The organism is Paraburkholderia mimosarum LMG 23256 = NBRC 106338 (assembly GCF_000739815.1).
In the GTDB taxonomy this organism is placed as follows: Bacteria; Pseudomonadota; Gammaproteobacteria; order Burkholderiales; family Burkholderiaceae; genus Paraburkholderia; species Paraburkholderia mimosarum.
In genome coordinates this window covers 11,985-24,224 of the sequence record NZ_BBJJ01000015.1, presented here as the reverse complement: position 1 = coordinate 24,224, position 12,240 = coordinate 11,985, and the positions used below count along the sequence as shown (strand labels likewise).

The 12,240-nt window shown below is 65.8% G+C and carries 9 protein-coding genes; 5 read left to right on the top strand and 4 right to left on the bottom strand.

The features are described 5' to 3' along the window. Positions 1–34: 34 nt before the first annotated feature. Together amaB and BMI01S_RS13440 are read right to left on the bottom strand one after the other, a co-directional pair. Positions 35–1,534, bottom strand: a complete 1,500-nt coding sequence (gene amaB, locus BMI01S_RS13445) for an L-piperidine-6-carboxylate dehydrogenase (protein WP_028210271.1) — start codon at positions 1,532–1,534, stop codon at positions 35–37. Between the two features lie 261 nt (positions 1,535–1,795). Continuing rightward, positions 1,796–2,947: a branched-chain amino acid ABC transporter substrate-binding protein gene (locus tag BMI01S_RS13440; RefSeq protein WP_028210272.1), complete on the bottom strand. Its 1,152-nt coding sequence runs from the start codon at positions 2,945–2,947 to the stop codon at positions 1,796–1,798. A 467-nt stretch (positions 2,948–3,414) separates the two neighbouring features. Between BMI01S_RS13440 and BMI01S_RS13435 the strand changes: the two genes are divergently transcribed. After that, positions 3,415–4,047 (top strand): helix-turn-helix domain-containing protein, encoded by a 633-nt coding sequence (locus BMI01S_RS13435; RefSeq protein ID WP_042289481.1) that lies wholly within the window; start codon positions 3,415–3,417, stop codon positions 4,045–4,047. 22 nt (positions 4,048–4,069) lie between these two features. Here the strand turns inward: BMI01S_RS13435 and BMI01S_RS13430 are convergent, their stop codons facing one another. Further along, complete coding sequence (locus tag BMI01S_RS13430) at positions 4,070–5,095, bottom strand: DUF1338 domain-containing protein (protein ID WP_028230423.1); 1,026 nt, start codon at positions 5,093–5,095, stop codon at positions 4,070–4,072. 155 nt (positions 5,096–5,250) lie between these two features. Here BMI01S_RS13430 and BMI01S_RS13425 point away from each other — a divergent pair, with 155 nt between their 5' ends. The 4 genes from BMI01S_RS13425 (at position 5,251) to BMI01S_RS13410 (ending at position 9,710) form a co-directional block, all read left to right on the top strand. After that, entirely contained in the window at positions 5,251–6,162 is a 912-nt protein-coding gene (locus tag BMI01S_RS13425) for a LysR family transcriptional regulator (protein WP_028230422.1), read from the top strand. Positions 6,163–6,263: 101 nt separating this feature from the next. After that, entirely contained in the window at positions 6,264–7,505 is a 1,242-nt protein-coding gene (locus BMI01S_RS13420) for an NAD(P)/FAD-dependent oxidoreductase (RefSeq protein WP_028230421.1), read from the top strand. Between the two features lie 69 nt (positions 7,506–7,574). Continuing rightward, a complete protein-coding gene (lhpI, locus tag BMI01S_RS13415) occupies positions 7,575–8,483 on the top strand; it encodes a bifunctional Delta(1)-pyrroline-2-carboxylate/Delta(1)-piperideine-2-carboxylate reductase (protein WP_028230420.1) in 909 nt (302 codons plus the stop codon). Positions 8,484–8,615: 132 nt separating this feature from the next. Continuing rightward, positions 8,616–9,710, top strand: a complete 1,095-nt coding sequence (locus tag BMI01S_RS13410) for an asparaginase (protein WP_028230419.1) — start codon at positions 8,616–8,618, stop codon at positions 9,708–9,710. 46 nt (positions 9,711–9,756) lie between these two features. On the opposite strand, the gene BMI01S_RS13405 is transcribed toward BMI01S_RS13410, so the two are convergent. After that, positions 9,757–12,036 carry an amylo-alpha-1,6-glucosidase gene (locus BMI01S_RS13405; protein WP_028210278.1) on the bottom strand — a complete coding sequence of 760 codons (2,280 nt, stop codon included), beginning with the start codon at positions 12,034–12,036 and terminating at the stop codon, positions 9,757–9,759. Positions 12,037–12,240: the final 204 nt, after the last annotated feature.

The window sequence follows — 12,240 nt, the reverse complement described above, 5'->3', positions numbered from 1 at the left end:
GCGCGATGCGCCCGGACCTCCACGCCAAACGCGCTTATTCGACGTTGAAATCGATGCCCTGCGCGAGCGGCAGCGCCGACGAATAGTTGACCGTGTTGGTCGCGCGGCGCATATAGGCCTTCCACGCATCGGAGCCCGACTCGCGCCCGCCCCCCGTTTCCTTCTCCCCGCCGAACGCGCCGCCAATTTCCGCGCCGCTCGGCCCGATGTTCACGTTCGCAATGCCGCAATCGCTGCCCGAGGCCGAGAGAAAACGCTCGCTCTCGCGCAGGTCCGTCGTGAACACGCACGACGAGAGGCCATGGTGGGCCGCGTTGTTCGCCTCGATGGCGTCGTTGAAGTCGCGGTACTTGAGCACGTAGAGAATGGGCGCGAAGGTTTCCTTCAGGACGACTTCGGTTTGCGAAGGCATTTCGACGATTGCCGGACGCACGTAGAAGCCCTTTTCGTTGCCCGCCACGGTATGACGCTCGCCGCCGAACACCTTGCCGCCCTCGCGCTTCGCCTGCTCGAGCGCCGCCTGCATGCGAGTGAACGACTGCTCGTCGATGAGCGGCCCCATCAGCGTGCCCTGTTCGAGCGGATTGCCGATCGCAACCTTGCCGTACAGCGTCTTGAGGCGCTCGGTCACCTTGTCGTACACGCTCTCGTGCACGAAGAGGCGGCGCAGCGACGTGCAGCGCTGTCCCGCCGTGCCCACGGCCGAGAAAAGGATGCCGCGCAACGCGAGTTCGAGATCGGCGGTCGCCGAGATGATGCCCGCGTTGTTGCCGCCCAGTTCGAGCAGCGAGCGGCCGAAGCGGCGCGCAACTTCCACGCCGACCGTGCGGCCCATTTCCGTGCTGCCCGTGGCGCTCACGATGCTCGAGCGCGGGTCCGCAACGAGCTTCGCCCCCACTTCGCGGCCACCGATGACGAGGCTCGTCAGGCCCTCAGGCGCATCCCCGAATTCCTTGAGCACGTCCTGCAGAAGCTTGTTGACGGCGAGCGCGGTGAGCGGCGTTTTTTCCGAGGGCTTCCAGACGACGGCGTTACCGCACACGAGCGCGAGCGCGGCGTTCCACGACCACACGGCAACGGGAAAGTTGAAAGCCGAGATCACGGTGCACACGCCCATCGGATGCCAGGTCTCGGCCATGCGGTGGCCAGGACGCTCCGAAGCGATGGTGAGACCGTAAAGCTGACGCGAGAGGCCAACGGCGAAATCGCAGATGTCGATCATCTCCTGCACTTCGCCCAATCCTTCCTGGAAGATCTTGCCGGTCTCCAGCGTGACGAGGCTGCCGAGCGCGCGCTTCTGTTCGCGCAGCTTGTTGCCGAGCAGGCGCACGAGTTCGCCGCGGCGCGGCGCCGGCACATTGCGCCAGGTCTTGAACGCCTCCTGCGCCTTCGCGAGCACGGCGTCGACGTCGGCCGCCGACTGGCTCGCGACGCGGCCGATCAGCTCGCCGTTGATCGGCGAATGCACGGCGATGTCGCCCGCTTCCGTGAGGTGGGAAATACCGAGATCCGACAGGATGGTGGAAGCTTTCATAGGTACAATCCCTCAAAAGAATTTCCGATACGAAACATTGCTACTTTCGGAAACTATACACGCGCAATGGGGCGGCGACAATACGAAAATTACGGCAATTTAGCCATCTTACGCGCATTGCATGGGCGGAGCTTCGGGCCGCACCGCGCCTGTTGCCAAACCATACGCCCGCAGCGCGGGCGCATGATGCATTTCCTATCGGAAACAGACTGCTGACGCCCGACCAGGCGGGCGTCAGCCGGGGGGCACCGGTTCCCGGGTTTAGTCGGCGGTGCGCGTCGTGACCGGCACCCACGCCACGTTCTTGACCTGATAGAGCGTCGAACTCGGCCCCTTCAGATCGCCCTGGGCGGTAAAGGCGATCTTGCCCGTGATGCCGTCATAGCTCGTCGCCTTCAGCGCGGCGTTGAAGTCGGCCGGGCTCGTGGAACCCGCCTTCTCTATCGCCGTGATGGCGACCCACGTCGCGTCATAGGCGAACGGCGCGTAGGCGAGCATGTCGATGCCGTACTTTTGCTTGAACTTCACAGCGAAGTCCCGGCCCTTGGGCAGCGTGTCGAGCGGCTGGCCGTATTCCCACACCGAGGCACCTTCGGCGGAATCGCCCGCGAGCTTGATGAAGTTCGCATCCATGACGCCGCCGCCCGCGAGGAACTGCGCCTTCAGGCCGAGCTGGCGCATGCGCTTGACGATCATGGCCGCCTGCGCGTCGAGGCCGCCGAAAAACACGAGGTCGGGATTCGTGCGCTTGATGCTCGTGAGTTGTGCGCTGAAATCGACGGCCTTGTCGTTCGTGAACTCGCGCGCCACGATCGTGCCGCCACCCGCCTTCACGGCCTTCTCGAACTCGTCGGCTTCGCCCTGGCCGAAGGCCGTGCGGTCGTCGATGATGGCAATACGCTTCGCCTTCGTCACCGTCGCCGCATAGTTGCCCGCGTTGCCCGCGTTCTGCGCATCGGTGGCGATCACGCGATAGAGGCTCGGAAAGCCGCCCTGCGTGATGGCCGGGTTGGTCGCCGCCGGCGTGATCATCGGAATGCCGGCCTTCGCGTAGATTTTCGAGGCCGGCAGCGTCGTGCCCGAATTGAAATGGCCGATCACCACGGCCACGTTGTCGTCCACGAGTTGCTGCGCGACCTGCACGCCAATGCGCGGGTCGCTCTGGTCATCCTGCGAATCGATCACGAACTTGACCGGCTTCCCGCCGATGGTGGGATGCTTCGCGTTGGCTTCGTCCACGGCGAGACGCACGCCGTTCTCGATGTCCTTGCCATACGCCGCGCCCCCGCCCGTGAGCGGGCTGGCCACACCGATTTTCACGACCCGTTCCTGCGCGCTCACGGCGCCGGCAACCAACATCAACGACGCTGCGATCGCGCAGCCACGACGAGAAGCAAGGAAACGGGGATGCATAGGATATTCCTTCGGTATGGGAAATCGGCACTCGATGCGTCCCGTCAGTCGCACGGACCTTCGGCGCACGGCGTTCGTCTCTCGCCGCGCGCTGCCAGGGGGCGGGACGTAAGCGGATTGTCGGCAGCCCGTTGAGGCGCATCAAACGAAATCTAATCACCACATGATTCGTTTTTCTCATCAAGCCCCATGCTCACGCGTGGTGCGCCGATATGAAGCGTCACCTCGCAGGCATTGGGAGATACCCGGTTGCGCGGATACACCGGATTGTGCGTTGACTTCATGGAGCGGCGGATTCCATGCCTCGTGCAATCGCGGTTCGCATCAGAATCATCATCCTCGCCGCTTGCTGCGTCATGCTATTCATAACAACGCGGTACCGATGAACGCCACTCGAAACGCGAATGCTATGATCGGAAACAAAGAGTAAGATACGAACAACCGGCGAACACCTCCCCACTTCCCGCATGGAAACCCCATCTCTCAAGCCCGCAGAAAACGCATCGGTGGAACTGGGCAAGCGCGTCAAGGCGGCCCGTCTGAAGCACGACTACACACTCGAAGCGGCCAGCCGCGCGTGCGGCGTGTCGCGCTCCACGCTCTCGAAAGTGGAAAACGGCGTGATGTCGCCGACATTCGACGTCCTCCAGAAGATCGTTCACGGCCTGAAGATCGATCTGGGCGAGCTGTTCGGTTCGGTGCCGAAACCACGCGCGAGCGGACGGCGCGCACTCACGCGCAAGGGCGGCGGCCAGCAGCATTCGGCGGGCTGCTATCAGATGGAACTGCTGGCAACGGAACTCGCGCACAAGTCGATGCACCCGTTTCGCATCCGCGTCACGGCGCACTCGCTGGACGAGTTCACGGAATGGGGCCGGCACGAGGGTGAGGAATTTCTCTACGTGCTGAGCGGCTCGGTTTGCCTCTACTCGGAGCTTTACGCGCCGACCCACCTCGAAGCGGGCGACAGCATCTATTTCGACAGCCGCACGGGGCATGCGGCCGTTTCCACGAGCGACGAAGACGCCGAAGTCCTCTGGCTCATCAACGAGCCGCACCCGGACACGCGCGATGGCGATCGCGGCGCGCCGGGCATTTGATCCGGCACGGTCAGGCCACGTTCTATGCCGCGTTCGCGGTCATCTTGAAGATGCCGGTGGCATTGCCCGCGTCGAAGCGCAAATCGGTCTGCCAGCGGCGCGTGACCTGATCGAACGTCCGCTTGCGCGTGATGAACTCATAGAACGAGCCCGGCACCTCGCGCGTCACGCGCTGGCCGTCGGCCGCGCGGAACTCGCGCACCACGGTGTCAGCGCGATACGCCGTCTGAAACACGCGGCCCGAGCGCGAGCGCTCGACCTCGGGCTTCATCGGGCGGCCTTTGGCCTTCTCGTCGTCGGACAGTTTGAAGACGTCTTCCACGCGGTCGGTCGCGTGATTGAAGGCATTGCCTTCCGTCGCGATCCAGGCCATCTCCGCCGATTCACGCAGCAACGTCTCGTAATCCGAAATAAATGGCGCCTCGTGCTGACGGGCGAACGCACTGACGATCACGGGCAGCAGTTGCAGCGCCGCATCGAGCGGCAGAGAGCCATCGCGCTCCAGTTCGGAAAGCTGTGCGATGGCCAGCGGCGTGAGCGGATCCTTCGACGCGCCCACCACGTTCGTCACCGCCTGCTGGAACGCAGCAGAAAAGCGTTCGGGGTGCAGTTCGCTCACGAAGAATTGCGCGATCTCGTCGGGCGCGTCTTCGTGGGCATAGGCGCGGCCCGTCATGCCGAGCTTGTCGAGCGGATAGCGGCCGTTCAAGCGAAAACCGAGCGGACGCAGGATGCGCGTGAACGCCGCTTCGCCCGGAGGCAGCGCGCCGTTATGGGCCCAGCGCACCGTGCGCAGCGCCCCGTGATCGAAATACACCGTGCCGCCTTGCGCCACCGCGTCGTTCGTGTAGGTGCGGCCATTGGGCGAACGCGCGAGCAGGCCTTCGAACAGCGCCATGTTCATTGCCTGCGCGAGCTCGGCGCGCGTGACGGTGCCGGCTTCCCAGTCTTCGAGAATCGAAGGGAAGTTGAGCGTCGAAAAAAGGGCTTCGGTTTTCTCGTGGCCGAGCAGCGCCGACAACAAGCGTTCTACGTTCGAATTGTGCATCGCTAGTCTCACAGGAAACGACCGCCGAAGAGCGGTGATCAAACAGGCCACCGGCCATGTGTCGTGGCCGGGTATACGTAAAATGAATTATTCGAATGGTTGCACGCCGCGTAAAGCGAGATTAAATTGTCACTTGATGAGTTTATGGAATCAACATGCGCAAGTTCAAGATCCCGAACATCGGTGCGCTCACGGCGTTCGAGGCCTCGGCGCGGCACGAGAGCTTTACGCACGCCGCGAGGGAGTTGTTCCTCACCGAAAGCGCGGTGTCGCGCCAGATCGCCACGCTCGAATCGAACCTCGGCGTGCGCCTGTTCGTGCGCGCCAAGCAGCGGGTCGTGCTCACGCGTGCGGGCCGGCTCTATAGCACGCAGGTGCGCCGTGCGCTTGAGAATCTGGACCGCGACACGCTTTCCATCATTGCGCACGGCAGTGGCGGCGGCTACCTGGAACTGGCCGTCCTGCCGACTTTCGCCTCCGAGTGGCTGATTCCACGCCTCAAGGACTTCTACGACCGCACGCCCGACGTGCGCGTGAACATGGGCGTGCGCACCGAGACGTTTTCGTTCGAGGAATCGCATTTCGAAGCCGCCATCCACTACGGCAAGCCAACCTGGCCCGGCACCTCGGCCGACTATCTGTTCGGCGAGGAGGTCGTGCCCGTCTGCTCGCCATCGCTGCTCGCGCGTCCCATCAAGAAAGCGCATGAACTGCTCGCCTACCCGCTGCTGCATTCCACCACACGGCCCGACGCCTGGACGCGCTGGTTCTCCGATCTCGGCGTGGAAGACAGCGCCACCATGCATGGCGTGCGCTATGAACTGCATACGATGCTGATCGCCGCAGCAGCGGCCGGGCTCGGCATCGCACTGGTGCCGAAGTTCTTCGTCGAAGGCCAGCTCGAACGGTTTGGCGTCGTCATTCCGTTCGACACCGCGGCCGTGGCCGATGGCGGCTATTACTTCGTCTATCCCACGGAGCTCAGCCACGGCAAGCCGCTGGAACTCTTTCGCGCATGGCTGCTCGAGCACGCGAGCGCCTATAACGCCTCGCAAGGTCGTGCCTGATCCCGGTAGCCCACCGCGCAACATACGATAAGAAAAAAGTTTCTTATCGGAAATAGTTGGGTTAGCATCGGACCAAACCACTTCTTCGTCGCGAGACTGGCATGGAAGACGTCGTCGTCATCGGTGCGGGCATCATCGGGGCATGCGCCGCACTGAACCTGGCGCAGCGCGGCATGCGCGTGCATATCGTCGACAGCGCGCCGCCCGGTTCAGGCTGCTCGTCCGGCAATGCGGGACTGATCGCGGTGGACCACGTCGCGCCCCTCGCGAGCCCCGATACGATCGCCGGCCTGCCCCGCATGCTGCTGCGCCGCGACAGCCCGTTGCGTCTGCACAAGCGCAGCGTCCCGCGCATGGCGCCCTGGTTGCTGGAGTTCGTCGCCCAGGCGCAGCGCCCGCGCTTTCGGCGCAACACGCGCGCGCTCGCGAGCCTGGTCACGGTGGCGGCGCACGCCTGGCGCCGTCTGCTCGACAGACACATCGCCACGGGACTCTTTCGCGACATCGGCTCGCTCTATGTGTACGAGCGTCCCGTTGCGAGCGCAACGGAACGCGCGCAGCTCGATCTGCTCGAACGGCATGGCGTGCGCTACGAGAATCTCACGGCTGAGCAGGTGCGGCGCGACTATTTGCCGTCGCTCACGCCGCATATCAGCCATGCGCGCTATTTTCCGGGCATGGCTTCGGTCACGCATCCGCAGCAGGTCGTCGAGCGTATTTTCGAAGCGGCGCTCGCGGCGGGTGCGAGCTTCACGCGCGCCGCCGTCGAATCGTTGCGCGCCCTCCCCGATGGCCGCATCGGCGTCATGCTGAATGGGGAGACTCGCACCGTCGCCAAGGTGCTGATCGCGGCCGGCTCGCGCAGCGCCGAACTTGCGAGCCAGCTCGGCGCAAACATTGCGCTGACCAACGAACGCGGCTATCACGTGCAGCTCGCCGCCCCCTCGCAAGACACGCTGCGCGTGCCCGTGAGCTTCGTCGAGCGCGGCTTCACCTGCAATCCCATGGCGCAAGGCATTCGTCTTGCCGGAACCGTCGAACTCGGCGCGCGCGGCGCGCCCGACTGGCACCGCGCCGATCTGCTCGCCACGCAGTTTCAAACGCTTTTTCCCGGCGCGAGCGCACCGCAGGTCGCGAGCCGCTGGTACGGCGAGCGCCCGACGCTGCCCGACTATCTGCCGGTGATCGGCGAGATGCCCGGCGTGCGTAACGCGTTCGTGGCGACCGGCCATCAGCATCTGGGCCTCACGCTCGGGCCGCTCACCGGCGAACTCGTCGCACAATTGATGGCGCGCGTCGCGCCCGCCATCGATCTCGCGCCGTTTCGCATCGACCGGTTTTGAGGCTCGGCTTCGAAGCCGGTGGGCGGAAGCCACACCGCAACCGCAACATTCGTCAGGAGAGAACACTGGATGGAGCCCATCGCAATCTACGACGCAGCCGCCACGGCGCGCCTGCTCGACTTCGGCGTGCTGATCGACGCCCTCGCCACGGCCGCGCAGGAACACGACGCGGGCCGCATTCACGCCCCCGTGCGCACGGGCGTGCCGCTCAAGGGCAACGGCGTCATGCTCTCGATGCCCGCCAGCGCCGACGACATCGCCATCCACAAGCTCGTGAGCGTGTGCCCGGCCAACGTGGCGCTGGGTATGCCGACGATCTTCGGCGCAGTGACGGTATGCAATGGCGCGACGGGCCAGCCCGAGTTCATCCTCGACGGCCCGACGGTGACCGGCCGGCGCACCGCTGCGCTCTCCATGCTGGGCGTGCGCCTGCTGCACGCCGGCAAGCCGCGCGCGTTTCTCCTGATCGGCACGGGACAGCAGGCGCGGTTTCATGCCGAGGCGATCGGCCAGTTGCATCCTGAAGCAATGCTCTACGTAAAAGGCAGGACCGAGGCTTCCGAAGAAGCATTCCGCGCCCGCATGGCGCAATCCGGCGTGCGCTTGACGCCCGCGCGCGGCGCGGTGCCCGACGAGGTCGATACGGTCATCGCCGCGACGACGAGCAAGACGCCCGTGTACGAGTGCCCGGCGCGCAAGGACCGGCTGGTGATCGGCGTCGGCTCCTTCACCCCGGACGCCGCCGAGATCGCGCAGGAAACGGTGCGCGCGAGCCGCCTGTTCGTCGACGACCTGGCGGCCGCGCGCGAAGAAGCCGGCGACCTGCTTCAGGCCGGCATCGACTGGGCGAACGTGCGCTCGATCGGCGCCGCCGTGGCAGCCGGCGCGGCACGTTACGACAGTCCCGTGCTGCTGAAGACGGTAGGCAGCGGCGCGTGGGATCTCGCGGCTTGCCGCGTCGCACGGCAAATGCGCTGAGAGGATGCGGGCGCGTCCACCGTCCGCGCGCACGGATTAGAATCGCACGGCGACCGCGCGCAACGCGCGCTTTCGCCGCCGTTCCTGAGGCGGCAAGCGAGATCGAAACCCGAGATCAAAGGTAATTCAGCGATGACGACGAGCGCCTCCCAACCCGCCATAAAAGTCCTGCGCGGCGACGTGATCGAAACCACGCATGTCGCCCACATCGCCGTGGTCGACGCCCATGGCCGCCTCCTCTACGCGCTCGGCAATCCGCATCGCATGACGCTCGTGCGCTCGGCGGCCAAGCCCGCGCAGGCGCTCGCTGTCGCCGAGACCGGCGCGCTCGCGCGCTTCGGCTTCGACGACGCCGATCTCGCGCTCATGTGCGCCTCGCACAGCAGCGAGGACCGCCATATCGAACGCGTGCGCGCGATGCTGGCCAAGGTTGCCGCCTCAGAAGCGGACCTGCGTTGCGGCGGCCACGCGCCGCTCTCCGACGCCGTGTACAGGGCGTGGATCAAACGCGACTTCACGCCGGGCGCGGTGTGCAGCAACTGCTCGGGCAAGCACGCGGGCATGCTGGCCGGCGCGCGTTCCATCGGCGCCGCGCTGGCCGATTACCATCTCCCGTCGCACCCCTTGCAGCAGCATGTGAAGCGTGTCGTGGCCGAGGTCTGCGATCTTCCGGAGACGGGCGTCGAGTGGGCCATCGACGGCTGCAATCTGCCCACGCCCGCGTTCCCGCTGGAGCGGCTCGCGCGGCTCTTCGTGAAGCTCGCCGATGCGCAGGATCGCGCGGATGCCGCAAGCGCACCGACCGACACGCGCACGCAGGCGCTCGCGCACATCTATCGCGCGATGACGTCATACCCCGAACTCGTGGCAGGCGAAGGCCGCTTCTGCACGGCGCTCATGCGCGCGTTCGAAGGCGCGCTCGTCGGCAAGGTGGGCGCGGCGGGCAGCTATGCGATCGGCGTGCGCGCAAGCGCAGCGACCGCTCGGCACACGGGCGGCCCCGCTCTGGGTATCGCGATCAAGATCGAAGACGGCGATCAGACCGCGCTTTATACAACCGTCGTGGCGGTGCTCAGGCAACTGGGCATCGGCACCACGGAACAGATCGCAGGACTAAGCAAATTTGACGCCCCGCCCATCGTCAACACGATGGGCGTCGAGACGGGTCGCGTTGCGCCCCGGTTCGCACTGGAGCGCGTCGATCACCCGCCTGGCAAGCAAGAATGAAGCGCTGACGCGGGCCGCCAATGGAATGCGGCGCCCGCGCTGACGCTCAAAGCAGCGCCACCACCTTCACGTCGCTGCGATCGGCGGACGCCACGACCTTGCCGTCCACGCGGCGGAACATGAGCGTCACCGTATTCTTGCCCACGCGCAGATCCCCCACCTCCATCCAGTCGATGCCTTCGGGCAGCATCGGCTGCTCGACACGCACTTCGTTGCGCGCCGCGTCGATGGTCACGCCCAGACATGCTTCGAGCATCATGAACGGCGAGCCCGCGGCCCAGGCTTGCGGCAGACAAGCGACGGGATACGCGGTGGGCGGCTCGCCACGGCGGCGCGGAAAGCCGCAGAAAAGCTCGGGCAGACGCATGTCGAACGTCACCGCGGCCTCGAACAGCGCCTGCAGGAGACGCACCGCCGCGGCCTTGCGGCCATAGCGTGCGAGGCCGCGCGCGCACAGTGCGTTGTCGTGCGGCCACACCGAGCCGTTGTGGTAGGCCATGGGATTGAAGCGGGCCTGGCTCGCCGCCAGCGTGCGCACGCCCCAGCCCGTGTGAAAGAGCGCCGATTCGAGTATTTCCGCCACGGCGCGGCCGCGCTCCTCCTGCGGCAGGCCGAACGCGAGCAGATGCCCCGCGTTCGACGCCAGCACGCGGCACAGTTCGCCATGACCGTCGAGCGCAATGCCGTAGAACTCCGACTCCGGCATCCAGAACTTCTCTTCCACGCATTGACGGATCTTCGCGGCGCGCGCGGCATAGCGGGCCGCGTCTTCCACCTGGCCGCGATGCGTGGCGAAGCGCGACATCGTCTCGAACGCCGCGCTCGCATACGCCTGCACTTCGACGAGCGAGATCGGGCCATCGGGGAAACGGCCGTCTGCGTGGAACACCGAATCGTGGCTGTCCTTCCATCCCTGGTTCGCCAGCCCGCCCTCCGATTCGCGCCGATAGTCGAGCAGGCCGAGTTTGTTGCGGTCGCACACACCCGCGACCCAGGCCGTTGCCAGTTCGAGCGAGGGCCACAGTTCGTCGATGAGCGAGAGGTCGCCCGTGCGCTCGACGTAGGCACCCGCCAGCACGACGAAGAGCGGCGTGGTGTCCACCCCGCCGTAGTAGAGCGCGAACGGCACTTCGCCCGTGGCCGCCATCTCGCTCTTGCGCATCTCGTGCATGATCTTGCCGACCGCCGCGTCGCGGAACGCCGAGTCCTCGCGCGCCTGGTGCTCCGCGAGAAAACGCAGCACGCCGCGCGCGAGTTCGGGCGTGAGCCACAGCGTCTGCAGCGAAGTAATGACGGCATCGCGGCCGAACGGCGTGGAGAACCACGGAATGCCCGCGTAAGGATACGGGCCGGTCGGCAGATCGGTGGTCAGCAGGCCCAGGTCGGCAATCGAGCGGTTGATCCACGCGTTGAAAAGCGGATTGCTGGAGCGCAGGCGCCCTGCGGCGCGGCGGCGTTCGCGCATGACGATATGCGAATCGACCAGCGCGGCGCGCACGGCCGCGCGGCCCACGCGCTGCTCCTTCGAGTTTGCGAGGCAATGCGCGGGCTGGAAGATGCCCGCGCTCTGCGTGCCCGGCGCGGCACCGGGCAGCGCCTCGACTTCGATCGCCACCGTGAGATAGATCGAGACGCAGGCCTGCGGAGGGAGATCCACCGTGAAATCGGCGCGGTCGGCGAACAGCTTGCTGGGGGCGGGCGAGAACTCGATGCGCACGCGCCGGGCCACCTTGTCGAGCCCGATGTACTCGAGCCGCACCTCGCCGTCCTCCACGCGCGGCGGCATGAGCGTGCCGCGTTTCTCGCGCTTCAGGCCCCGCACTTCGAACATGTCGCGAAAGTCGCTTGCAAACGAGATCGAAAGCGGCACCACGGCGTCTTGCGTGCCGTAGTTCGTGAGTTCGATGGCTTCGGTCAACATCGTGCCCGAGAGCACGCGCTCGCGCTCCACGTGAATCACGCCTTCCGGCGTGGTCGCGCCGCCGAGCGGCGGCAGCGGACGATTCGTGAGGTGGGCGGTGAACACGGCGTTGTCGCTGCTCACGCTGCCCGAGAGCAGCGAAGGCACGCGCCCGCCAAACGTGAGGCGCAGCGACGAGAGCACGCGCGTGTCATTGACGAAGAGGCCGTCGTCGATGCCCGTGATGTCGCCGAGCGGATCGTTGACGATGAAAGTGCCGCCCGACTTCAGCACGTGCTGGTCGGCGCTCGCGAGTTCGGGGGTTTCGGGCGCGATGAATGCGCTATCGGCTTCCCGGGCGTCTTGCACGGGATGATCCACGCCGCTCGAGCGTGTGACGCCACCGAGTGTTTCAGGATCCTGCATTGCATGCCTCCGGTCACATCAAGGTGAGTTACGGTACATTCGCTTCCGCTCGATTGTAGTGGCTTCGGCGGATGCGTTGGCGATGAATGCATGACGCAGGCATCGAAACCGACGCGATGCGCGGCGTCTGCAAGGAACGTGCGCGGAAAAAATTGCGGGCGCCGGCACGGTATGACGTGCGGGCGCCCGTGGAGGCAATATCGT

Coding starts and splice junctions, on each gene's coding strand:
- amaB (WP_028210271.1), bottom strand. CDS start 1,534: ATGAAAGCTTCCACCATCCTGTCGGATCTCGGTATTTCCCACCTCACG.
- BMI01S_RS13440 (WP_028210272.1), bottom strand. CDS start 2,947: ATGCATCCCCGTTTCCTTGCTTCTCGTCGTGGCTGCGCGATCGCAGCG.
- BMI01S_RS13435 (WP_042289481.1), top strand. CDS start 3,415: ATGGAAACCCCATCTCTCAAGCCCGCAGAAAACGCATCGGTGGAACTG.
- BMI01S_RS13430 (WP_028230423.1), bottom strand. CDS start 5,095: ATGCACAATTCGAACGTAGAACGCTTGTTGTCGGCGCTGCTCGGCCAC.
- BMI01S_RS13425 (WP_028230422.1), top strand. CDS start 5,251: ATGCGCAAGTTCAAGATCCCGAACATCGGTGCGCTCACGGCGTTCGAG.
- BMI01S_RS13420 (WP_028230421.1), top strand. CDS start 6,264: ATGGAAGACGTCGTCGTCATCGGTGCGGGCATCATCGGGGCATGCGCC.
- lhpI (WP_028230420.1), top strand. CDS start 7,575: ATGGAGCCCATCGCAATCTACGACGCAGCCGCCACGGCGCGCCTGCTC.
- BMI01S_RS13410 (WP_028230419.1), top strand. CDS start 8,616: ATGACGACGAGCGCCTCCCAACCCGCCATAAAAGTCCTGCGCGGCGAC.
- BMI01S_RS13405 (WP_028210278.1), bottom strand. CDS start 12,036: ATGCAGGATCCTGAAACACTCGGTGGCGTCACACGCTCGAGCGGCGTG.